17 protein-coding genes are annotated in these 24,282 nt (G+C 62.8%); 10 read left to right on the forward strand and 7 right to left on the reverse strand.

All coding sequences use genetic code 11. The annotated features are described in order from the left end of the window. Positions 1-67: 67 nt before the first annotated feature. Positions 68-649 (reverse strand): hypothetical protein, encoded by a 582-nt coding sequence (locus tag OCUBac02_RS24780; protein ID WP_173050229.1) that lies wholly within the window; start codon positions 647-649, stop codon positions 68-70. Further along, positions 649-813 carry a hypothetical protein gene (locus OCUBac02_RS24785; protein ID WP_173050231.1) on the reverse strand — a complete coding sequence of 55 codons (165 nt, stop codon included), beginning with the start codon at positions 811-813 and terminating at the stop codon, positions 649-651. Before OCUBac02_RS24785 ends, OCUBac02_RS24780 begins: the two co-directional genes overlap by 1 nt. 453 nt (positions 814-1,266) lie before the next feature. On the opposite strand from OCUBac02_RS24785, the gene OCUBac02_RS24790 reads away from it, so the two are divergent. From OCUBac02_RS24790 to OCUBac02_RS24830, 9 genes are all read left to right on the forward strand, one after another. Next, entirely contained in the window at positions 1,267-3,693 is a 2,427-nt protein-coding gene (locus tag OCUBac02_RS24790) for a DNA gyrase subunit B (protein WP_173051157.1), read from the forward strand. A 73-nt stretch (positions 3,694-3,766) separates the two neighbouring features. After that, positions 3,767-5,596: a PcfJ domain-containing protein gene (locus tag OCUBac02_RS24795; protein WP_173050233.1), complete on the forward strand. Its 1,830-nt coding sequence runs from the start codon at positions 3,767-3,769 to the stop codon at positions 5,594-5,596. Positions 5,597-5,627: 31 nt separating this feature from the next. Beyond that, on the forward strand, positions 5,628-6,422 hold the full coding sequence (locus tag OCUBac02_RS24800) for a hypothetical protein (protein ID WP_173050235.1): 795 nt from the start codon (positions 5,628-5,630) through the stop codon (positions 6,420-6,422). 403 nt (positions 6,423-6,825) lie between these two features. Then, positions 6,826-7,176, forward strand: coding sequence for a hypothetical protein (locus tag OCUBac02_RS24805; RefSeq protein ID WP_173050237.1), 351 nt, complete (start codon positions 6,826-6,828; stop codon positions 7,174-7,176). A 75-nt stretch (positions 7,177-7,251) separates the two neighbouring features. Then, entirely contained in the window at positions 7,252-7,992 is a 741-nt protein-coding gene (locus OCUBac02_RS24810) for a bactofilin family protein (RefSeq protein WP_173050239.1), read from the forward strand. Between the two features lie 22 nt (positions 7,993-8,014). After that, the gene (gene gyrA, locus OCUBac02_RS24815; protein WP_173050241.1) at positions 8,015-10,864 is read left to right on the forward strand and encodes a DNA gyrase subunit A; all 2,850 of its coding nucleotides are present in this window, start codon (positions 8,015-8,017) and stop codon (positions 10,862-10,864) included. Beyond that, on the forward strand, positions 10,861-11,799 hold the full coding sequence (locus OCUBac02_RS24820; RefSeq protein ID WP_173050243.1) for a hypothetical protein: 939 nt from the start codon (positions 10,861-10,863) through the stop codon (positions 11,797-11,799). Before gyrA ends, OCUBac02_RS24820 begins: the two co-directional genes overlap by 4 nt. An 880-nt stretch (positions 11,800-12,679) precedes the next feature. Beyond that, entirely contained in the window at positions 12,680-13,666 is a 987-nt protein-coding gene (locus OCUBac02_RS24825; protein ID WP_173050245.1) for a lytic transglycosylase domain-containing protein, read from the forward strand. Positions 13,667-13,852: 186 nt separating this feature from the next. Next, entirely contained in the window at positions 13,853-16,090 is a 2,238-nt protein-coding gene (locus OCUBac02_RS24830) for a hypothetical protein (RefSeq protein ID WP_173050247.1), read from the forward strand. Positions 16,091-16,139: 49 nt separating this feature from the next. Here OCUBac02_RS24830 and OCUBac02_RS24835 read toward each other — a convergent pair whose 3' ends face one another. The 3 genes from OCUBac02_RS24835 to OCUBac02_RS24845 all read right to left on the reverse strand — a co-directional run bounded on the left by OCUBac02_RS24835 (position 16,140) and on the right by OCUBac02_RS24845 (position 20,047). After that, a complete protein-coding gene (locus tag OCUBac02_RS24835) occupies positions 16,140-17,834 on the reverse strand; it encodes a hypothetical protein (RefSeq protein WP_173050249.1) in 1,695 nt (564 codons plus the stop codon). Between the two features lie 416 nt (positions 17,835-18,250). Further along, positions 18,251-19,189, reverse strand: coding sequence for a hypothetical protein (locus OCUBac02_RS24840; RefSeq protein WP_173050251.1), 939 nt, complete (start codon positions 19,187-19,189; stop codon positions 18,251-18,253). A gap of 9 nt (positions 19,190-19,198) precedes the next feature. Further along, positions 19,199-20,047: a hypothetical protein gene (locus OCUBac02_RS24845; protein WP_173050253.1), complete on the reverse strand. Its 849-nt coding sequence runs from the start codon at positions 20,045-20,047 to the stop codon at positions 19,199-19,201. A 654-nt stretch (positions 20,048-20,701) separates the two neighbouring features. Between OCUBac02_RS24845 and OCUBac02_RS24850 the strand changes: the two genes are divergently transcribed. Continuing rightward, complete coding sequence (locus OCUBac02_RS24850; protein WP_173050255.1) at positions 20,702-21,526, forward strand: site-specific integrase; 825 nt, start codon at positions 20,702-20,704, stop codon at positions 21,524-21,526. Positions 21,527-21,574: 48 nt separating this feature from the next. Here the strand turns inward: OCUBac02_RS24850 and OCUBac02_RS24855 are convergent, their stop codons facing one another. After that, the gene (locus OCUBac02_RS24855) at positions 21,575-24,004 is read right to left on the reverse strand and encodes an ATP-binding protein (RefSeq protein ID WP_173050257.1); all 2,430 of its coding nucleotides are present in this window, start codon (positions 24,002-24,004) and stop codon (positions 21,575-21,577) included. Between the two features lie 9 nt (positions 24,005-24,013). Then, entirely contained in the window at positions 24,014-24,277 is a 264-nt protein-coding gene (locus OCUBac02_RS24860; RefSeq protein WP_173050259.1) for a hypothetical protein, read from the reverse strand. Between the last annotated feature and the right edge of the window lie 5 nt (positions 24,278-24,282).

The following is a 24,282-nucleotide window of genomic DNA, read 5'->3' on the forward strand; positions in this document are numbered from 1 at the left end:
GACGAACAAGGACCCCAAAGAACGAAATCCTTCGTAGCTGAAGGGCGCGAAGGATTCGATTCGCAATTCATACCCGATCCACGGATTTGTTCTTCATTGGTGACACCAACGCGTAGATGCTCTGAGCCCAGGCCGCCTTGAACGCCGTCTCTGCGTCATCCATCGTCGCTGCGAGTTCGTTCGTACCGGAGAAGGACCACCTGACGCCGCCACCCTTCTCCGGTTTGAGCCAGCCTACCTCGGCTCCATCAAAGGAGATCGACCAGCCTCTGCCTCTGGACTTGAACACGAGATCTTCGAGATGGGGCTGCCAACGAACCTCCATCCTCGCGATCTCGTCCTTCGAGAAAGGGTTCCGGAGATATGGGTTCGGTATGGTGCCGTTCACCCAACTCACGAAGGTCATGAACACCGTCAGGCCATCGCCCTGGTCAAAGGTGTCATCGAAAGTCGTGGGATATGGGCTTTCGGTGAGTTCGAGAGTTTGCGTCCATTTCTTATCGGGAGGTCGATCAACAAGCGCGATAAAGCGCAAAGTCACGGCCTTGCCGTCCAGCTGTAGGTAGCCGCTGCACCCGATGTGTGCAGGCAGCCGGTCGATGACTCGGCGCTTCGCGAGGCTGCGCTTCGATGCCTCACCATCGATCATCACTGCGCCGTCCCTGACCGGCTCTGCTCCGCCAGAAGGAGCATCATTCCCTCATAACCCACCTGCTGCGACGACAGGCCGAGTTCGGCGCAGGCTGAGGCCAGGGACGCAGCCTCTTTCCGATCGAACCAGCCGGCCATGACCTTGGTGCCCTGGCGGGCCATGGTGTGACCTTCGACCTTTCGAACGGCCGCGGCCTGCTGCTTCCTGATGAAATGGGAGATGCGAAGCTCGCTCAGCACCGGGTTGAAACCATCCTGCCCAAGGCGACGATTGATGGCCTTGGCCACTGTCTCCTGCAGGGTTTCACCCAGCGAAGCGGCGCGAACGCGGATCGCATCCGCTTCCGCCTCCGGGAGGTAGATGGTGACCTGGCGCTGCGAAAGACGCAGCGAAGGCTTCGAGATGGCGCCAAACGACAAGGGACTTCCTCCAATCGATGGGCGATTGTCGGGCACAGGATTGAATCCTTCAACATTCCTTCCGCGGCTATCCCCGTTTCATGCAACCGGTGGATGGGGAGGCATTCAGAATTGACCCATTCCTGCGGCGCCCCCATGGTTCGACGACGAATTCCTTCGAATCCATCAGGATCACCGATGCAACTTGCTCAGCCCATGCCGATCGAACTGCCCGTGGCAACGCAGCCCCAGGCCGAATACGGCGCCGCGTCCATCAAGGTCCTCAAGGGCCTCGATGCGGTTCGCAAGCGCCCGGGCATGTACATCGGCGATACCGATGATGGTTCGGGCCTGCATCACATGATCTGGGAAGGCGTCGACAACGCGATCGACGAGCATCTCGCCGGGCATGGCCTGGTCGTTGGGGTCACGCTGACCGCTGATGGCGGCGTCATGGTCTCCGACCAGGGCCGCGGCATCCCGGTCGCGATCCATCCGGAGGAAGGCATTCCGGCGGTCGAGGTCATCATGACCCAGCTGCACGCCGGCGGTAAGTTCGACCAAGCCTCCTACGAGGTTTCGGGCGGCTTGCACGGCGTCGGCATCTCGGTGGTGAATGCCCTTTCGTCTCGGCTTGAGGTCCGCGTCAAGCGCGACGGCCGTGAGCATTTCATGGCCTTCGAGGACGGCGAAACGGTGGAACAGCTTCGGGTTGTCGCCGAGGGTGTCGCCGGCACCGGCACCACTGTGCGCTTCTTCCCGTCGCCGAAGACCTTCACCGGCGTTACGAAGTTCGACCGCGCGATCGTCGAACGCCGCCTGCGCGAGCTCGCCTTCCTCAATCCGACCCTGACGATCGTCTTCACCGACGAGCGCGATGGCTCGGCTCCGGTGACGCTGCACTACAGCGGCGGCCTCAGCGAGTTCGTTCGCTATCGCGATGGGTCGAAGAAGTCGCTTTTGAAGGCGCCGATCACCGCCAAGGGCGAGCGTGGCATCGTCAAGGCTGAAGTCGCCCTGCAGTGGAACGACGGCTACAACGAGTCGCTCCTGGCCTTCACCAATACGATCCCGCAGAAAGACCACGGCACCCACGTCGCCGGCTTCCGCGGCGCCATGACGAAGGCCATTCAGGCCTATATCGAGGCCAATCCTCCGGGCAAGAAGCTGCGCGCGGAGATCACGGCCGAGGACATCCGCGAGGGCCTCACTGCGGTCATCTCCGTCAAGATGCCCGATCCGAAGTACTCCTCGCAGACCAAGGACAAGTTGGTCTCGTCGGAAGTCACCAACCCGGTACAGCAGATCGTCGGTGAGGCGGTGGCGGTGTGGCTGGACGAGAACCCGGCCGAAGCCAAGCAGGTTGTGACCAAGATCTGCGAAGCCGCCGAAGGCCGCGAGGCTGCGCGCCGCGCCCGCGAGCTTACCCGCAAGAGCGCGCTGTCCGTCACGTCGCTGCCGGGGAAGCTCGCCGACTGTCAGGAGCGCGATCCGGCCAAGTCCGAACTTTTCATCGTCGAGGGTGACTCGGCGGGCGGCTCCGCCAAGCAGGGCCGCTTCCGCGAGTTCCAGGCGATCCTGCCCCTCCGCGGCAAGATCCTCAATGTGGAGAGGGCTCGCTTCGACAAGGTGCTCCAGAACGAGCAGGTGGGAACGCTCATCACCGCGCTCGGCGCCGGCATCTCCACCGAGTTCGATCCGAGCAAGGTTCGCTACCACAAGATCATCATCATGACGGACGCCGACGTCGACGGCGCCCATATTCGCACGCTGCTCCTGACGTTCTTCTTCCGTCAGATGCGTCCGCTGATCGAGGCTGGCTTCATCTACGCCGCCCAGCCGCCGCTTTTCAGCGTGCAGCGCAAGCGCTCCAAGGATCGCATCTACCTCAAGGACGAAGCCGCGCTCGCCAAGCACCTCTTCGAGGCGGGCCTGGACGGCGCCGAGCTCAGCCGTGCGGATGGCACTGTTCTCAAGGGCGCAGAGCTGGTGGCTTTCGCCCTCCAAGCGAGCAAGGACGCCGAGCTCATCGAGAAGCTCGACATCAACATCGATTGCCCTGAGCTCTCGACTGCTCTCGCGATCTGGGGAGGCTGCAGCCCCTACGTGTTCCGAGAGGAGAAGTCGACGCTCGCGGCCGCAGAGTTCGTCGCGGGTCTCCTCGCCAAGCAGTCTGGCCTCGCGTGGAGCGGCCGTCTCAGCGACGACGGCTACGAGCTGACGCGGAAGGCGCGGAACGGCGTCATGACGACGTTCCGAGTCCGCTCCGAGCTGTCAAAGCTCTCCATCGGCAACGAACTGGTGAAGCGGATGGGAGAACTGAACGCCGCGTACAAGGGCGAGATGACCCTTCGATCGGGTTCCGAGGTCGTGACCATCAACGGCCCGCTGGAACTCGTGCGGACGGCGAAAGCCTGGGGCTCCGAAGGCGCTACGATCCAGCGCTACAAGGGCCTGGGTGAAATGAACCCCGACCAGCTCCGCGCGACCACGCTGGATCCCTCCGTTCGCGTCCTGAGGCAGATTACCCTGAAGGACGTTGAAGACGCCGAGCAGCGTGTCAGCACCCTGATGGGCGATGATCCCGAAAATAGGCGGGTCTTCGTGGTCGAAAATAGCGATTTGGCCCAGGTGGACGCGTAGGGGCGCGAATCCCGATTTATGGGGTCATGCCTCAATCCGGGATCTCGAAAACTCGGAATCTCCTGCAGCTCGAATGTTGCTCTACCCGGTCATGCTCGACAACCATCAGGACGATCGGCTGAAGGACCTCGCTCAGGCCCTCGCCGAAATCGGGGTCTCCGCTGGTCTGGAAGAGGGCAAGGATGGACGCATCGGCTTTTGGGTCGTCTATCCGGCGAGCGAGGGCAAATACCGCTTCCTGATGGCCGCAGCGAATGATGACGGCCTTATCGACGTGATGCAGGTCGACGCGCCATCTGTTCCCGGGCATTTCGCTGTCACGACGCTTGCGGCCATGCCGACGAGCCTGGTGTCAGCTGACGAGGAGATCTACCACCTCCGTGCGCTCGGGGTTCTGCCGGATCACATGAGGCCGTCCGGCGATGTCAGCGTCGGGATCGGGATCGCACTCTGCAAGCGGTTCTATGGAGACGTCATCGAGCAGGACGAACGCTTCGAGCTTATTCGGCGCGTAGCGAACTGGCTCGATGACCACGGGCTTGCTCGCCTTCGTGATCTCATAGGCGCCGACCGGATCGCCCTTTGCGAGACTGCGGTTCGGCTGGGCGGCGGCTGGCACGACAGCGGTCGCCATGGCCTGAGAGGGCTCCGATGGCCCTCGGACTCGGTTGGCGATGTTCGTGTCGCGATCGAGGCGTACCCAGCTCTCGCGTCGATTATCTTCTGGTCGCCTGCACTTCCGGGGACGCCAAAAGCCGTCGCCATGGAGACACTCGCGGAGTTCGATATCGCGTTGGACAAGCGGCAGGGGCTCCTTCGGCGCTTAGCGGGCGTCGACCTGCCTCCGCTCGGGATCAGCGCGTTACATGCCGCTGCCGACTTGCCTTTGGGTTGGGTCCCGACCAGGCATGACACAGTCGGATGGCATCGCTTCTCCGGCGCGCTCTCTCTATTCCGTCATCTGAAGGACGCGTTCGGGACGCCTCCGCATATCTCGGCCGGTGGGTACGGTGGGCGTTGGGATGAACTCGAAAGCAAAGTTTATCTGCTGTCTGGACGCCTCCTAACTGCCCCGGGCCTCCTTCCTGGATCCGCGATGGCATCAGAGCTCGTCGAGTTTGTGAGGAACCAGACCCACGACGTTACTTTCGACTTCTGCGAGACAATCATTGTGCCCCTGATGGCATCGCTTGGGCATGATGAGGTTGCCGCCAGCCGCGCGGGCTTTTTGACGGCGATCGGCGGCTTCCTGTTCGGAGATCGGTCGTTGGTCGCCGTCATGGAGGTGGCAAAGCGCTGGCACGACCGCGGCGTTCAGATCCCGACCCGTTTCAACACGTCTCGGACCTGGGAGGCGTGGCTCCCCGACTTTTCGATCTACGACCGCCTTTCGATCAAGCAGCTGACCACCAGTTGCGAACTCATAGACGAGGGGCGAATCGGCCCGGACGAGGGCGGCCTGGAGGGGCTGGCTCACTGCGTTGGCGGGTACGCCCCTCGCGCCTCTCGTGGCGATTGCGCCATCCTGTCCATCCGAACTGACGGCGCTCGTCTCTCAACCGCGGAACTGCGTTGGAAGGATGGGCAGTTCCAGGTTCTGCAGCACTATGGCAAGGGAAACACGCCGCCTCCTATCGAAGCCGAAAGCGCGCTCAAGCGATATCTCCGATGCTTCGCTGACGGCATTCTCGCCGTCGATCTCGAAGCACTCGCTCGGGTCAGGGCGAGAGCCCGGTCCGACGCGACCGCGGTTTGCGGGTACGACTGGCGCGAAGCCGGTGCAATCGAGCGCGTTCTGGACCTTTGGCGCCCCTATCTCGCGAAGAATCGCCAAGGCATCACGCTGGATGAGCTCGCTGACCTATTCTGCCTTTCGCCTTCGACGGGCATGATGATGCGATAACGGCCGGCCGTCGCCGGCGAGAGGCATCGACATGTACAAGCTCACGCTTTCCAGCCGCGGCAATCCCGATTTTGGCCAGGACTCCACTCGCAGCTTTCCGGGTGTCGCCGATCGCACGGTCGAGGTCGTCGACTTTGCTGAGGCCTCGCAGGAATGCCGGAGCTTCATCGAGCGCAATGGCCTGGGCGGCGGCAATTGGACTGGCGGCGCCATCACGGATTCCGCCGGCAACCTGGTCGGTCAGGTCAGCTACAATGGGAAGGTCTGGAAGGCCGGCGACGACTTCAAGATTGGCGCATCGCCGGTCTTCAATCCGCACCAGGAAAAGGCGGAGCCCAAAGACGAGTTCGCTTATGAGATCGCCCGCATTGACGTCCCCGGCCTCGGGACGCTTGAGGCCTTCGGCTGCTTTCGGGCCGCAGTGATCAAATCAGTCCCTGGGACCTTCCAGATCGCCGGTCAGGACGTCGAGTTTTACGTCACCGCGTCCTACAAGCCGAAGGGCAAGATAGCCTTCCACGGGCGTACCCTGAGCGTCATGCCCGGCGGCGATCTGCGGCTGAGCCAACAGGCGCCGCAGGAATTCTTCCTCGCCGTGAAGGCTGCTCTGACGAAATGGGCCGCCACCCCTGAGGGGCAGCAGCTCGTCATACGCAACGAGATCAAAGACCAGGCCCGCACCATTGCCTGGCACGACCATGCGATTGGCATCGCGAGGCAGGGGATCGCGAAACACGAAGCCGACCAGGCTGCATGCCGCGAGCGCATCGCGAGCTTCGAGCAAAGCCTGGAGGGCTTTGAGCGCGGACGAGCGCCCAAGCTCTAGATCGGATCGCGCTCCTTCCCTTTCGAAGAGCGGCGCAAAGTCCAGAACTGCATCATCAAGGCAATGCCTGAGATGATCAGGTAGGCTATCTCGATCCCTAGAGCAGCCTCCGGCCAGAAATGGGGTAACGCGAGCGCGGACGAACGTCGGATCCACTGGCCCGCTTGACTGAGTTCTGGTCGCAAAGTCGGCTCCTTTGGCGCCGGGCTGCCGCGACCGGAAAGCGATCTCACGACTTGGACTGCGAGTTATAGTAGACAGCCCTGCCTGAGGTTCATCCACTGAATCATGGATTGCATTCTCATTCCTTGATGGACCGCGCGGGCGCCTCACCGTAATCCTTGTATGTCCCTCTCTTGGGCGGAATCGAATATCGACCGCCGGGCATCACAGGATCAGGCTCGTGACCACTCAGACCGCCCCCACCGTCCGCCTCTTCATGAAAGAGCGCGAGATCATCCCGACCGAGGTGAATACGCTCTTCAACCGGCATCTCCGCCGCACCCTCGACAAGATCAAGGCCCAGCAGATCAAGGCCTACGGCCATCTCGTGCACCCGGAGACGGGCGAGCGCCCGCAGATCTGGCTGGTCGTCAAGGACGTGCTCAAGGCGCAGATCGAAATCCGCCTGGTCACCGACTCTGAGCCGCTCCGCGCTTGGCTGAAGGAGAAGGGCGCGCCGATCGGCGAGCTGATCCAGAAGGAAGGCGTAGACGCCCCCGTCATCCACGAGAATCAGGCGGACGCGGCTTGAATTAACGCCGCATTCGTTGACCCATTCAAGGATCTCTCAATAGGGTTCCTTGAGTAAGGGAAGGATCGAATCGAGATGCTTGCTCAATCCTTGGACGCAGACGCCCGCGACGTCATCAGCCAGCCTGGGACCGTTCGCCTTGATCGCCCCTTCGAGGGGACGATCAAGTGCCATCGGCTCATCCTCGAGGCCGGCGCGAACGTGTCCGCGGATGTGCAGGTCAATCTCCTCGACATGCTTCCCGGCGCGCAGCTGACCGGTCCTGTTCGGGCTCGTGAGGTACGCCTCCACCGCACGACGGTGCTGCGCGGCGAGGTGCGCTCCGAGAAAATCACCACCTATGGCCAGATCATCGGCCTGTGCATCGCCGGCGAGCTTCGCGGCGCGCGATCGGCGACGTTCAGCGGCATCGTCGTGGCCGAGTTCTTCGGCAGTGAACCCGGCTGCGAGATCAAGGGCGGCCTTCGGGCTGCCATCGGCCTCACCGCCCAGATCGAGCGTCTCAATCGCGACCGCGAGAACATCCTGCGATCCGGCCTTCTCGCTCCGACCGATGTGTGGGCGACGCCGAGTGATCCATTCATCCTTTCCGATCACCCCGACTCTACCGCGCCCGCGCCTCATTCAGATGCCCCGCCGACGGCTTCAACCGAGGAGCAGCCTTCTCCGGTGGCCGGAGCGCAGAGCGCCGCAGTGAAGCCATCGCTTCTGGACATCCGACGCGTGTCGCTGGCGGCCGTCGCTTCGGCGGCGCCCGATCAGCCGCGGCCCGAAACGGCAACGGTGCACGCGTTCAGGCCCCGCCTTTTCCCCTGATTGACTGAGAGAAGACTAACCAATGACCGATCAGAGCCCGCCTCCGAGTGACGGTGAAGGCATCGAGGTTTCCGACCTGTCGGAGGTCTTCAAGCAGGACTTCCTGAACTACGCGATGAGCGTGATCGTCTCTCGCGCGCTTCCGGACGTTCGTGACGGCCTAAAGCCCGTCCACCGCCGCATCATCTACGGCATGGATAACGGCGGCTATCATTCCGACAAGCCGTACATGAAGTCCGCGCGCATCATCGGCGACGTGATGGGTAAATATCACCCGCACGGCAACCTGGCCATTTACGACGCGCTGGTCCGTCTCGCCCAGGACTTCAAGATGCGTCACCCCCTGATCGATGGTCAGGGCAACTTCGGCTCGCCGGACGGGGATGCGCCAGCCGCTGACCGTTACACCGAAGCCAGGATGACGAAGCTTGCGCATTTCCTGATCGAGGACATCGACAAGTCGACCGTCGACTTCAAGCCCAATTACGACGGCAAGGAACGCGAGCCCGTCGTGCTCCCGTCCCGGTTTCCGAACATCCTCGTCAACGGCAGCGCCGGCATCGCTGTGGGCATGGCGACGAACATGCCGCCGCACAACCTCACCGAGGTGATCGATGCGTGCCTCATCCTGCTCGATCGTCCGGACGCTTCGCTGGACGACATCATGGAGGTCCTGCCGGGCCCCGATTTCCCGACGCAGGGGGTGATCCTCGGTCGCAGCGGCATTCGCAAGGCCTACGTCACCGGGCGCGGCTCGATCATGATGTCGGGCGTTGCCGAGATCGAGACCGGCAAGCGCGGCAAGAACCACATCATCATCACGGAGCTTCCGTATGATGTGAACAAGGCCCAGCTCATCGAGAAGATCGCGGACTATGTGACCACGGTCTCGAAGGCCAAGCCGGGCGACCAGAAGGTCGCTCAGTACGCCGTGTTCGGTGGCATCTCCGATATTCGCGACGAGTCGAACCAGGAATCCGTTCGCGTCGTCATCGATCTCAAGGCGGATGCCGAGCCGGCAGTCGTTCTGAATGCCCTCAAGCGCTTCACCGACTTCCAGACGACGTTCCCCTACAACGCGACCTGCCTGAATTCTCGCGGCAAGCCCGCCGAGATGGGGCTGATGACGATCCTGACGGAGTTCCTCGCGTTCCGGCGTGACTGCGTTCTCAAGCGCTCGATCCACGAGCTCGACGTCGCTCGCGGCCGTCAGATGCGGCAGATCGCGCTCTATCTGGCTCTGGACCGCGTCGATCAGGTCATTGCCCTGATCCGCGCTTCCAACAACGACGAGGATGCGGCCGCCAAGCTGATGGCGCTCGAATTCAGCATCGACGATGAGCTGTCTCAGCTGCTGCTGGAGGCTGATCCCGATGCCACTCTCACCGGGAAGATGCGGCTGACGCTCGCCCAGGCGAAGGCGATCCTCGATGTCAGCCTGAAACAGCTGAGCCGCATGGGTCGAGACAAGATCTCGGATGAGCTCCGGGTTCTCGCCGGCAAGATCCGTGAGCTGCTGCCGATTATCAACGACCGCGTCGTTCGCGACAACGTCGTGAGGAACGAGTTCATCGAGATCCGCGAGAAGTTCGGCAACAAGCGCGTGACCCGTATCGAGAGCGTCGAAGCGGACGAGATCGATGACGAGTCCCTGATCGAGCGCCGCGACATCGTCGTGACGCTGACCAACTCCGGCTACGTCAAGCGCACCGAGCTCTCGGCCTACCGGGCCCAGCGCCGAGGCGGCAAGGGGAAGACCGGCATGGACACGAAGGACGATGATTTCGTCACGTCCACGATCGTTTGCACCACGCGCACGCCGCTGCTTGCCTTCACCGCTCGCGGGCATGCCTACAAGATCAAGGCTCACCGCCTGCCGGAAGCGAATGCGAACGCCAAGGGGCGCCCGATCGTCAACGTCATCGAGCTGAAGGACGGCGACACGGTCCAGTCGCTCGTCGCCCTGCCCGAAGATCGCGCTTCACTCGAAGACATGAGCCTGCTCTTCGTCACCGATTTCGGTGACATCCGACGCAACAAGGCGACCGACTTCTCCGACCTCAACCGTCGGGGCAAGGGCGCCATGAAGCTGGAGAACGAGGACGGGTCGACCAATGGTCGCCTCGTTGCTGTCCTCCCGGCCGGCGAGAAGGACGACGTCCTCCTGGCGACGGCCCTGGGGCAGGCGATCCGCTTCCCGGTCTCCGACATGAGGGTCATGCAGAGCAATTCCTCGACCGGCGTCCGAGGCATCGCTTTCAAGGACAAGGCAGGCGCCGACCGCGTGGTCAGCGCGACTGTGCTGCCGCACAGCGAGGCCTCGGTCATCGAGCGCAACGCCTACCTCGCCAAGGGCTCGATCTTCATGAAGGAAGGCGAGCTCAAGGACGAGGCCGGTCAGTCGACAGCGCCGGCCTCGGTGACGGTCACGCCGGTCAACGATCCTGAGCGCCCCGATCGTGTGAAGGTCAGCCTCAATGTCGACCGAATGGTGGAGCTCGCCAACGAGGAGCGCTTCCTGCTGACGGTCACCGCCAACGGCTTCGGTAAGCGCGTCTCCAGCCACGAGTACCGAGTCACCGGGCGAGGCGGCAGCGGCATCTCCGCGGGCGTCTTCAACGATACGACCGGCGACCTCGTTGCCTGCTTCCCTGTCGACGAGGCTGATGGCCTCGTGCTCGTCACCGACGGTGGCCAGGCAATCCGGACCAATGTCAACGACGTCTCCGTCTACGGACGCGATACCCGCGGCATGCGCGTCTTCTCGCTCCCCGAAGGTCACAAGGTTACGGGCGTCGCCCGGATCTCTGATGACACGGGTGAGGATGAGGCCGGGCCGATCACGACCTCCAATCAGGGAACCGAACAGTGACCACTCTCCACGAACTGTTGGCCGAAGCCGACCGCATCGCCCTTGCTCGTTTGGAGTTCGAGCCTCTGGTGGCCCCGCTTCGGATTCAGGCCGACGCGCTGAAGGCGCAGCTCGCGACCGTCGAGGCCGAGATCTCGACCAAGCTCAAGGGCCGGCACTCGCTGGACGAGGAGTTCGAAGCCGTCGGTCGCAAGATCGAAAACCACGGTGTCGACCGTGACACCCTGGAGCAGCTCGTGGAGACCCGCATGCAGCTCCTGGCGGGCGCAGGCATCGTCGTCGTTCCCACAGCTTCGGCGCCGGCTCCTTCGCCCACGGCGGCCGCCTCCCCTGCCCCCGCGGCCCCGGAAGCGGGTTCTCAGGCGCAGGAGGAGGATAAGCAGCATCCGGCCCGCCAGCGCCGGACTCGCCCGAACCCTGTGGTGACAGCCGACCCGAGCCCGCAGGTGCCGGAAACGGCGAAGGCGGACGCGTCCGCGGCCGAGACGACGGCGCCGACGGCCAACTCGCAGGCGCGCGCGGAGGAAAAGGTCGCCGATGCGGCTACGCATCACGGGGCCATCGCCCCGGAGAAGATCTCGCTGAATCCGGATGCCTTCAACGGCGAGCGGGCGCCGGCTGCAGAGGAGGCTGCTTCTGAGGCCCCTGCTGCCGAAGGCTCGGACGCGATCGTCGACGGCGAGGAAGTTGTGAGCTTCCCGGAGGCCGAGCCCGCCAACGATGATGCGGTCGCCGTGTTGGCGGCACGGGAGCTGGAGCCGATCACCGTTCCGGATGCGATTGCGGCCGATGCGCCGGCTGCTCCGGTAAGCGATCCCGAGATGCCAGCCTTCCTCATGTCGGCGGAACCGGTCGTCGCCGTTCCGGCGCCAGTCGCCCCGGTCGCTCAGGTGCCGCGGGACGAGTTCGTCCCGCCCTTCCTCGCCCACTCGTAATCCAGGAGCGTCCGCGTGCTGCGTCGATCCCATTCCCTGCCGGCCGGGCTTGTCCTGATGACCTTGGCGCTGGCCGGGTGCCAGACCACGGCCAAGCCGCCTGAAACGGGCTCGGCGCAGACTGCGGCCGCTACTGTCGATCCCGACATCAAGCGCATTCTGGCTGGCGGTGGACTCGACCCCAGCGCGCCGGCGGCCGTTGCTGGCGCAGCTCCCGTTGCGAAGACGGCTGGGATTGCGCCCGGCCTGGTTCCGGTGGCACCGCCCCCTGGAAGTGCGGCCGCGGCGGCATACGCGGCTCAGCAGCCTCCCCAGGCGAACCCGCTGACTGCCCCCGGTCAGCCGCTGAACGTCACGCCGGCGCAGGCTGGCGTGACGCCAGCAGCCACGCCGATCGCAGCCGCCATTGCCTCTGCAGGACATGGTGCCAGAGGCAAGGGCGCTCGCAAGCGTGGTCGTGTCGATGCTCCACTGCCTCAGATCGAGGTCACTCAGGGAGCTCCGGTGCAGGCCCACCCTGCGCTGCCAGTTGTCGGGGCGCCGCTTCTCGCCTCGGGTACCGGCGTTTTGCCTGTGCCCGTTCCCGGAGGCGTGCCGACGGCCGCTATCGCGCCGGCGCTGCCTGCAGGCCTGACGACCTCGATGATCCCGGCACCGCTCGCGCCCCAGATGATAGACATCACGGGCCCCAATGCCCGCTCCCGGCCCGAGGCACCACGAGCGAAAGCTGCCTCTGTTGCGGAACCAGCTCCCACGGCTGCGCCAGCCCCCGCTGCTCCAGAGCCCTACGTCCCGAAGATCAAGCGCTTCTGATCCCATCAATCCTTGATCGCATGATGGATTGAACCGAAGGTCTTTCTGACGACTTGGATTGGTGTTGATGAATCGATTCGCCTCCCGTTGGATTTTGGCCTGCGTCGCGGTTCTCACGATTGCGGCCGCCGACGTCTCCCCCGCCCTCGCCAACTGGCTGAAGGTCCGGGACGCAGCTATGACGCTGCGCGAACGGGGCCGGTCTCAGGAAGCCTATGCGCTCGTTGCCCAGGCGGGCGTTGGGACGGTCGCCCACGAGGTCGATCGTAGCTTCATCTCGGGTTTCCTGGCGCTGCGCGTGCTCGGGCGGCAGGACCTCGCACTCGCCCACTTCAAGAACATGGCGGTCATGACGGCCAGGTTGCGCCCCAGCGAGGATCCCGCTGGGCATCGTGCTATGGCCGGCTACTGGCTTGGCCGCACGCTTCAGGTCATGGGCCAGGCCGACGAAGCGAAGACGCTGTATACGACGGCGGCCATGTATCGGAACACCTTCTACGGTTTGCTCGCAGCTTCGCAGGCTGGACTGTCCGACACCCGAGCCGCGATCGCGCCAGCCGCCCCCGCCTATCCACGGCCGCAGCTTTTCTGGCACGACCCCCGGATGAACACCGAACTGGTGCTGGCCATCATCAAGACGGAGAGCAACTTCCGAACGACGGCGGTCAGCTCGGCCGGCGCTCTCGGTGACATGCAGCTGATGCCTGGCACCGTCAAAGCGATCTCCCGGAAGACCGGCGTTCCGCTCGATCCGAGGATGGTCGCGAGCAACCGAAACTACAACGTCGCCGTCGGCTCCCACCACTTCGCGGATCTCCTGGCGAAATATGCGGGCAACGTCACTCTCGCCGCAGCGGCTTACAATGCCGGCTCTGGCGCTTCTGACGACTGGATCACGCGGTTCGGAGACCCCCGGACGAACACCGTCGACATCGTCGACTGGATTGAGCTGATCCCGTTCAGAGAAACCCGCGGCTACGTGAAGAAGGTGGTCGCGAACTACGTGGCATACCTCAGCACGGGGACCTCTTCGGTCACGGCCAGCGCGCGCTGAGTGCTCGGTTTTGCTCGATATTGGGCAGTAAAAGCGCACAATGTGCTCTTTGCTCTAGTCTGTATGTATGTGGATATAAGCTCCGCTTCACCGCCAGCTTCCTCGACTCCGATTTCTACCTGTCATAGGTAGGAATCGCGGGCGGTTTCCCGCGCTTCTTGTGGTGAGCATGCGCCGGGAAAATCTATGATTTCTGAGCACCTCTTGCTTGATGAAATTCGTAGAAAGCCCGAGTCGTTCGCCGAGATTTGCCGTCGTAACGGTCTGACAAGCGTAGCCGACAGAACCAAATTCAGGACAATACTCAATCGCCTTAAGTCCAGAGGCGTGGTTGCAATCGTGACCTATAATGGCCGGGCCTTCCCGAGCGGTGGAAGCCCGTTCCTGTACATCACCTCCGAGCCGCAAACCTTCACCGCTGCCTTGAAAGCCGGCGCGGCCCTCGGACACGACATCGATGTGAACATGGCTCCGCCCGAGTACCAGTCTGTCCAAACGCAGGCGATCCTTAGAGGCGAAAGCGCGGATCCCGAGCCGGTTCTCGGGCGCCCTTCTATCCCTTCGCCCGAACGCATGTCTGAGCCGCGGGCGAGCGCCGGTTCCATGCCTGGTTCGGCGAGCGCCTCATCGAGCAGGAAGCCATTGTCGCTCGATGAGTGGCATTCTCTGGCTGATGTTGGTCGCTACTATGGCCTGTCAGGTGCTGAGGTCGTTGAGCGAATGCAGCGGGGGATCGCGAGCGGTTCCTTCCAGTGCATCGACCTGCTCGGGCGGCCGACAACGCCTAGTCGGGACGCCCGGATAGGTGTGTCGGGCCTTGAGCCGACCGTCTTCGTCTCTGCTCCCTCCGAGCGGTCTGGAGAGGTCACATTCGCCTTCCTGGAGTTCATCAGGACTCTCAGGGACGAAACAGTGGCCATCCGTGATCTGCCCGAGAAGCTTGGTGCATCGATCGAGACTGCGCACGAGTTTCTGTGTTTCGCGGTCAGGGGCGAGCGCATCCTGCTGGGCGCGAGCTCCCCACCGCGACCGACTGACGTGGTCAGCCTCAGCAAGAGCCGACACATTCCGTTCCTTATTGCGGCAGACCTTCGTGGAAGCCTGATTGGCGACGTCGGGTTCAGGGTCAGCGATATCGCCCGCGTTCGGCGCTGCAGCGATGACAAGGTCGTAAGCGCCGCCCGTATTCTCGCGTACCAGTCGGTTCCTGCTCTGGCGACCTGCTTTGCGGACGATTTCAGGCCCCTTTGGGCGAGCGAGGTGGGGTCGGAGACGATTATCCGTCCAGGCGACTTCCGGCCACCTTCGAAGACATCCGACGAGCCGAAGGCGCCCACGCCTCGTGTGGTCGACAACCCGGTCCCTCAAGTCCGGTCGGGGTGGCCGGCCCCATTATCGCCAGCAGACAGAGATCGTGTGATTGAGCGCCGATCAAACGCGCCAATATCGCCGTTTTTGCGGGAGCTAACGAACTTGCTTCAGCCGGGAGACTCCCGGCCGTCGCAGGCCACCATCACTTCGTCGCCCCAAGAGCGACGATCTGTATCCAAGGCGGCTAGGTCCGACGCGTCGCGCACAGAAGTCGTCGATGGATCGTCGGGCCCTGCGCTGAAGCCACGGCTTCCGACAGATGTCGCTCTTCCCGTTCTCCTGAAGGAGCCTCTCACGATCGAAGAGCTCGTTATAAGGTCAGGGAAGCGCCGCTCCGAAGTGATGTCCTCCCTCGAGGCGCTCGCCGCCAACGGGGAGCTCAGCCTTGCGAGCCAGGGGATGCCCCATCGTTATTTGCTTGGGCCAAGCGTCCCGAGCGATGACCCCGAGGCACTGACCACGGTTGATGCCCTTATGGCGGATCGCGCCATAGATGACGATAACTCAGCACCTCCTGGGAAGGCGCTGAAGAGGATCGAGGCCGCGCTTTGGTTCCCGCGGGACTTGATCGCGCTCTCAGTCGAGGTGCGGATGCCTCCCCGTGAAGTGCGCAAAGTCCTCGACAGTGCGATCGGCCGCACGATCCTCGCGACCGGGACCCCTGGCGGACGGGACGAGAAGTTCAGCGCAGGGCCACAGGTCAAACAGAAGCTCGCCTCGCCCGAGGTGCTCTCGCTTGCCGACGCAGTCTATGAAAGCACGGCCGCCGGCGCGGTTCTTCAAGCCGAACTGAGCGCCCAGTTCGGCGATCGCGCTCAGCTTCTGCCATTCGCGGTTGGCCGGCTGACAGGCCTCGGGCTCCTCATCCAGGTCGACAGAGCCCTTCGCCGGCCGATCCTCGTCGGCGCAGTTCGCGACTTTTGCTGGATTCCGCGGACTCGCGACGCGCTCGATATCGAATTCCCCCATATGGGGGACGCTGCCATTTCAAAGGCGATCGCAATGGGAGCTATCCACCAGGTGGGCGAGAAGTATCTGGCGGGAAACTCCTGAGGGACGAGGCTAAGCCACATTTTTCAACCCTCAAGCAGACACCGGCGACCTAACCCCCTTCACGCGCAATCCATCGGATGTTCGGCATGCTTTGTGACCGCACTGCGATCCTGTCCATCAGCTTCTTCGCGCCTGAACGGGTGGTTGGAGCGCCAAGATCATTCAACAGCTTCTGAACTTCTCTCGCCGTTACTCCCGCCGCACCACGCTCTGAGAGGAGCTGGAAGACGTGCGCGCCCGCCTTGACGGACAGTGGTCTCCAGGTCGGATCAGGGGCTCTAAACGCTTTCACCGCAGTATCCCGGCCAAGGAGTCCCCATTTTTTGCCGTCTGTCTTGATGACCCGACCCCGGACCAAGATTTGTCCTCGTTCCAGATCCGGAAGCGTGGCCTTTAGATGAATCGTGATCTCAGCTGCCGTAGCTGGTCGCCCTATATCCTCAAGGTAGCGTTCGATAATCATTGTCTGGAGCGACAAGCGCGAGACCGCATCCCCCTTGAGGGCCCAATCCATTCGGCCACACCTCCGGAAACGGCTGTCACCATCCAAGATATGGCTGAGGACGGCGGGTTCCATTTTCGGGAATCCCTGAGATTCCAGGTGGGTCGCCAACCATTTTGCCGACGTCACTGGCCTCGGAATGAGAGCAGCGTGACAGGCGTCAGCCACCGAGGTGTCCTCTGAATTCGGCAGGAGGCGCCGACCTAAGACCATCTGACCAGGCATGACCACGGTTGTCGTGCCGAAGAATTTTCTCAAGTCGTGCACATCGCCGACACCAGTGGCTCGGAAGCGATTGTATACCTCGGCGCGGTCGATGGGTCCTTTCGCTCTCGTCGTCACAGCGTCGAGCCAGTCGCGCGCCGATCCCATTTTGAGTTTCTTCAGGGACATCCTGTCCGTGTCGTCCCAATCCGAAACCAGATCTTGAGCAAGCGCGCGCGCAGATGGATGTCGCTCGTAGCCGAGGACATGAGCGAACGCCTCATCCTTCGATAGCTGCGGGTCGCAGCTGATGAACCGACGGCGCAGGTTTTTGGGAATTCGCGGATCCGCCGAACCAGCAGTCCTGAGATAATGAACGCCGCCCTGGCGGCGTAGGCAGATGGGCGCTTCAGCAAAGACGTCGATGATCCCGTCCAGCGAATAGGGCGTCAAACCTGCTGCCCATTCGCGCTGAAGGAGATCGTTCGCCGAGACCAATCCTTCGGCCGCGGCGTGGTTTAGGTGCTCGGAGAACAGGGCCGGCCACAGGCATGCTGAACGCGTCCTCGCGCCAGCACCCCTCAGAATCTGCCTGACCCGCTCGACGCTCACGCCGGCGCGCGCTGCGATGGCCGCAATCGAATCAGAGCCGTCGGGGCTCATCCGATCCCGTACCCATCTCTGTTCGCGTTCGTCCATGATCGCAAAAGTGGATTCAACCAACCCCAACAGCGTTGGAACGGGACCTAGTTGATCGGACCACTTCACCTCGAACGGGTCGAATCCAAGCAGAAACGGGAGGTTTCGGCGCTCGAAGGCAATGACCGCTGATTGAATTTCATCGAGGACATCTTGCTCAATCTTTTCGAAGGGAAGGATTCCGTTCGGGCCCCAAGGGATCTCGCCCACCACCGAGATCCCGGCGTCCTCAAGCCGATTCGACGGTCGGGTTGGAAGCGCTAGCCTTTCGAGTGGGACCGCGAGCATCGCAGGGCGCAGTGCCTTCGAGGCGGGGCTTTCGATGTTGATGTCGGTCATTTCGATTCGATGAGCGGTTTCGTCATCCCATTGTCCGCGATGGTAGATCGAGCGACAACTTCACCTCTCACCAAGGTTTGGCTTTCGTCCTTCGGATTGGTTGCGCACCCCTTGGAAGGTCTTTAGCCTCAAGCTATGGAGGCGTACCGAATGGTCGGGCAATCAGACTGGGTCGTTCGTCTGGCTCGTGGCGGCAAATTTGCCGGAACCGCCCGAGTACGAGGTTCCGATATCGAGGATGTCCGCAAGCGGGCCGCGCTCGCATTTCCGGAATGCGAGATACGGGGCGTTCGACAGGCGAACCAGGGAGAGTTCGAACCCCGATTGTCGAGACCCATGGCAATGATGGAATCGCCAGAAACGGCAATCGCAGCGGCTATGCGTCGGGCCCAAGAGGAGGCCCGCCGGTTGAGCGGTTAGGCGGCCATAGCCTTTCGGCAGATGTAGCTACGGTTCTGTCGAGACCCATCGAGCGGAGTGATGACGCCAGCCTTGATCAGCTTGTCGATGATGAGGCGCGCGCCAAAATCGCTTGACCCAATCGCGCCGGCGATATCCTGGGCTGTCTGAATTGGCCGCTGCAGGAAGAGCTCGATTGTTGGGCCGCTGCGCGACGTTTCGCGTTCACGCGGGAGAAGCGCTGCCAGGTCGGCCTTGACCCGAGCGAGCGTGTTGAGCGCTTCATATGAACGCGATGCGCTTTCCTCAACCGCGGCGTAGAAGTGAAGGAGCCAGGACTCCGCGTCCACGACTGCCTCGTTGGTTCGATCTGCGTCGCGTGCCAACGCGCGGGCAAGGCCGCATTGGACCAACGGCGCCTTGAAAGCTCGCTGGATCAAGAATGGCGCGAGGAGCAGGGCCATTCGTTTGCCCCGGCCGTCGAATGCGCGACCAACCCAGATCTGCCGAACACATTCGGCGACCACTTCTGGCGTTGGAGTGGTCAAGGCGCTTCGGATCGGCGCGAGGATCTCGTTGATGGATGCTTCATGCCGCCACTGCGCGGCGCCGACGTCGCGGTGTCGGTTCGACCTCTCGGACTCTCCCCAGATAGCAGCGATCCAATCCAGAGGATCTTCGTCGCTGGCAGGGCCGGCGATCGAGCGGAGAATAGCGCTGTGAATGCATGGAGCCAGCCGCTGCTTCAGCGTCGAGAGCTCGTAGAGGTCATCGATCAGTAGATGACACAGCGTGGCTTCCTGCAGGAGCTCGCCTTCGGAGGCCTGCATTACCGCAAGGGTTTCTGACCGCGCAAACCACGCTCGCGCGATCTCAGGATTGCGGAAGTGCCTAGTGTATTCGTCAAGCCGGGCCATGGCCGCGAAGGCCGCGGCCAATGCATGGGCCTCGGTCAAGGATTGCTCCTAGTTCAGCGTCGGCGGAATCGAGTCCGTCGCTTCCTGGGAACGAGTCTCCACCGGAATTCCGATGTTGACCAGTGTGTGAGCGATCGCGTCACGGACGAGGTTCGCCAACTCGACGAGATCTAGCGTTTCAGGCGCCAGTTTCGCTCTCGTCTGAGTTTCCTTCGAGACGAGGTCGGCAAGCGGGAACCATGCCGGGTACTGCGTCGCGGTCTGCCCGGTCGCGTTCCAGCTGCCAGCATGGATCGAGGCCAGGCCAGCGAAGCTGCGGGCAGCACAGCGCTCGACAAATTCGTGGTCGCCCGTTCGGTGAATTGCGATCGACGCAGCGAGCTGCATCAACCACGGCATCATATCCGCGAGGTTGCCGGTGCATTGGATCGGGAACAGGCTCGCGACATAGTAGGCAAGGTCTGAGGCGACGACCTCGTCGAACTCCGCAGGCGAGCCATCCCATGCCACCATGGATGGGCCCAGGCCGACGATCAGGTCCATGGGACTGAGTTCCCAGCCGATCTGATCGGCAAGCGCCTGCGCCAATTCGGGCTCGAAGCCGGAGATCGTCAGCTGCCGTGGCGAGCGGCCTTCCTCGGCCCCGACCTGCGGATCGTAATAGAAGCGGAGAGAGTGCGAGGTCCCCGCGAGCAATCGCTCTGCGGCCTCCCGATACTGCTTGGCCACCTCTGAGGCGTGAGCGGCGATGTCGTGACCGTCGCCGACGGCGGCTTCAGCGCGGTTCAGTTCGTGGTCGACTGTGACAGCAGGCAATCGATCCTGCTCTGATTGGCTCCCCGTCCAGAAGCTTGGGTCCCGGCCTGCTGGCCCCTCGGCGTTATTCTCACGCGGCATTTTAGGCTCCTCGAACCGGCTCACACCTAGAAATGGTGCGGAAATTCCTGCCGGCAATCCTCAACGCAAGTTAATCCTCATTAACTTGCTCTTCCTCGTAACAAAACAATCCTCAAAACTCGGTGAATCCGCCATGGATTGAGCGAGCTGATATCCTTGCTATGTCCGATAATCCCCTCTTCTCGGTCTCCAATCCGTAGCCCCTCACAATGGCCTCTGCAAGGTCCATTTTCGGCCTCCGAGACCGCTGTTTTCGTTGATAGCAAGAGCAAGCTAAGGCGAGTTAGCTTGCAATCGTCAAATTTGAACCAATTTGGCGCCGGATCGTTCGCATATGCCTTGATAAGGAGTTCTCGTGCCCGCCGAGGCCTCTCCAGGGCGCTTCAGGCAAGATCCTTCTTGCTCCGTGCAAGGATTTCCCCGATCCTTTCGGTTAATCCTTGGAGAATTGCTGCTTTGGATATCCCTGGGAGCGCACTGGCCCCCGTCCCGGCCGCCGGGCTTCCCGCGGACCTGGGCGATGCCGTTCGGCGCATTCTCGAAGAAGGAAGTGCTGCCAGCACTCGGCGCGCCTACGCGTCCGACCTCCGCTACTGGCTGGGGTGGGCAGATCTCAACGCGATCTCCGTGCTCCCGTGCTCGGTCGAGCACGCCATGATGTTCATCGTGCACCATGTCGACGAGATGCCGTCACATATCGATGCCGGCCTGGTCGCGCTCGGGGTGAAGAAGGGCTCGGGCCTACCCGCGCTGTCGTCTCTCCGCCGGAAGATTGCTGCGATGTCCGCAGTCCATCGCGCGCGCGGCTATGCGAACCCTTTCGAGGATCCACGGTTTCGAATGCTGATGAGCAAGGCCGGGCGCGTCGCTCTCAAGCGGACTGGCTACGCGACCAATCGGAAGACGGCGCTGGTGCTGGAGCAATTGGAGCCCCTGCTGGCCACGTGCCAGGGAGATATCCGCGGCTTGCGGGATCGCGCAATCCTGCTGTTCGCTTTTGGAAGCGGGGGACGCCGGCGCTCAGAAGTCGCCTCGGCGGTGTGCGAGCGCCTTACCGGTCACGGAGAGGAATACGTCTACCTGCTCGGCGTCACCAAAACTCATCAGGACGGCGATGCTGGTTCCGTCCCCGTTGCTGGCCGCGCCGCGATTGCTCTTCGAGCCTGGCTCGATGCATCCGGTATCAGCAAGGGGCCAATCTTCCGCGGCGTTGGTCAGAATGGTGTGATCCTCGATCGCGCGATCAGCGATCGCCAGATCAACCGGATCGTGAAGGCGCGCGCGAAGGCGGCTGGCTTCGATCCGTCGGCATTCGGCGCGCACTCCCTGCGGTCAGGCTTCATGACCGAGACTGGCCTGCAGGGCATCAGCTTGATGGAGGCGATGGAGCTGTCGACCCATCGCGATGTTCGTGTGGCTGCTCGCTACCATCAGGCGGGTCGCGGCCTTCGTAACAAGGCTGCACGCTTGCTGGATTGAGCGCGCGGGCCGATCTGCTACCAGCCGCGAACGGCCTTTTGAAGCGCATCAGCCCATTGCAGGCCGCACCCCCTCTTGGTCCAACCAAGCGCCGAAGGTTCTTTCCAGCTCGTCGATGCGCTCGCCGTTCACCTCGCGCACGCCGTCGGCACGTAGCTCGACCGCCTCGCTTCGAGCGTCATCACTGAGCGAGTCGAGCAGACGCTCGGCTGGGCGAGAACCGTTTCCCTTGTCGAGCGCCACGATCCTGGTGCGGCCTCGGCCGTAGAGACGGTCGATCAGCTGAATCGAGGCATCGATCTCACGGTTGATCTCGCGCAGCCTTTTCGGCGTGAGGCCCATTTGGATCTCGGTAAGCGCCGATGCGAAAGCGGAGTTGTGGTCCTGAGGAGCGTACACATGGGCACATTCGTGGGCCGCGAGCGCGATGATCGAATGCCGGTCGTCAGCGTTGCTGGCGCTGTACCGGAGCTGGCACTCCTGATCGAGCGGGTTGAGCAGGAAATAGCGCAGCTCTTCTCGGGCGTCCGGGCGATGGAAGACTGCCTCAGGAATGCTGTAACCGTAGTCGCCAGAGAGGGACAGCCACTGGTGCCGCGGCATAGCGAGGACCCAGCCCACCGAATACGGGAATGATGGCGTCTTCGGCAGCCTTTCGGAGCAGATGGCAAGGCACTGCTGGACCGCGACCTGCCACACCGCAAGAAGCTTTCTCGCCTGGAGCCCCTCGCCCTGCGGCAGATTCCAATTGCGAGGATCGTGGCGCCTGCCCTGAGCATGGAACGCGCGCGTCAGCTTCTTTGCAGCGACGGGGTCGAGCCTCTCGTCAGGCTGCAGGTTCTCCTTATAAATCGGGACATCGTGCAGATCCGAAAGCTTATCCCTGTTGGCCGCAGATTCCGCCTCGTCCGCCAGCGCCTGGTGGAGCTTGATCGAGTTGACGAGGTGTCCGAGCAGGGAGCCGGAAGCGACCTCCATTGCCTTCCGCGGTCCATAGCGATCGAGCGCAGTGAGAAACGCCTCGCTCTGCTGCCGGCCGGGGAAGCGTTCAAGGATTGTGCCGTCGACCGTTCCACGGCCTTTGAGGCCCTCGAAGAGCTTGTTGAACTCCGCCGCGGGCACGTTTTCGAGCCCGTCCTTGGTGAAGCTGTCATACTGCCAATCGCTGTACCAGATATGCTGGCTCGCTTCGACCCGCTCGGCGAGGCGCTTGCTGCGGCTGGTCCTGAAACCGGTGACGGCCGTCGGCGCGGCGAAATCGACCTCTACCTTTTCAGGACGAGAGCTGAGCAGGCCCTTGCCGCCCTGAAGGACGGTGAATTCGGTCTTCGGCTTGCCGCGCAGGGCCGCATCGGTGTCGGTAGCCATGCGCTGGGAGAATTCCTCCAGCGCGGTCTTATACTCGTCCCGCAGTGCATCCCGGTTGGAGGTCATGACCTCGCGAGCCAGTGAGGGACTGAGTTCCAGGATGAGCGTGTGCTCGGTGTTGCCTGAGCTCGTTTCGAACATGAGAGCGCCGGATGAGCGCACGAGGATTTTTCCTGCCGGCAACCCATGGTCCGACTTGGGGTCGACCAGCTTCATCTCGCCGAACGCAATGTCGGATGCACCGTCGCCGGCCGGCAGGATCTCGATCTTGGTGTTCTCGCGCCAGGTCTCGGGAATGCGATCATTGTCGACCCGCGCCAGGATCTTGGCAGCAGGCTTCACCGCGACCTTCTTCGTCTCGATCAATTCGCCGTTCAGGGTGACCTTCGCCTTGATCGCGCTTCGGTTGAGATAGGCGACCAGCGTTTCCTTCAAGCGCTCGACCGTCGGGCGGCGCTCTGGCGACTTCGCATCCTCCGGATTGAGGTCGAGCTCGACGCGGCACCCCTTGGCCTTGCGAGGCCCCTTGGCGAGCGTCTCGTACTCCTGCTCCAGCTGATAGATCTCGCGCTGATGCAGGCGCACTGCATCCGTGTCCCCGGCAGACACCGCGGCCGCATTCCGTTCGCGAGCAAGCCCAACCCAGTGGTCGATCTCCCGGAGAGCCTGGTCACGGGACCGCAGCACGTATTCCGACCCCACACCTTGCGCCCAGCGATCACCAGTCCGGATCGAGTAGCGGGGCTGGGAGAACGTCGTCATCAGGCGAGCGCGGCCGAAGCCACCGACCGACTCTCCCGAGCTCTTCGTGGATCCATGCAGCGAGAAATAGACGTCTTCCAGGACTTCCGGCGTCATGCCGACGCCGTCGTCCTGGTAGGCCACCCTCGTTACGATCGGGCACTCCGCTTCGCGCCCCAGAACGCCGCGTCCGAATTCGCTCGTAATCGAGATGTCGATGTTCCTGGCACCGCCATCGACGGCGTTCTGGATGAGTTCGCGATGGAGGCTTGCGGTCCAGTCCTCGTAGGCCCTGTCGCGCTCCGCGACGAAGAAGCTCCGATTGGATCGAACCTGCGCAATCGTGCCGATGATATCGCTGTCGCTCATGACGCGCCCTCAGTTCATCAGGTGCACGACGATCGTGCCCGTCTTCACAGGGCGCAGACCGTCCATACGAACGATCATGGCTTCCGACTGATCGATGACCTCCGCCCGTAGATCCTCCGGGATGATCTCTTCGATCTCCCTGATGGCTCCGCGCGCGAGCGCAAACAGGCACTGTCCGCCGGTGCGCTTCACAAAGAAGCCCGTAGCCGAATCGAGGGCCGGATCGTCATGGACGATCGTGATCCCTGCCTGGTTGAACGCGATATCGATCATGGATT

The sequence above is a fragment of the Bosea sp. ANAM02 genome (genome assembly GCF_011764485.1).
Taxonomy (GTDB): Bacteria; Pseudomonadota; Alphaproteobacteria; order Rhizobiales; family Beijerinckiaceae; genus Allobosea.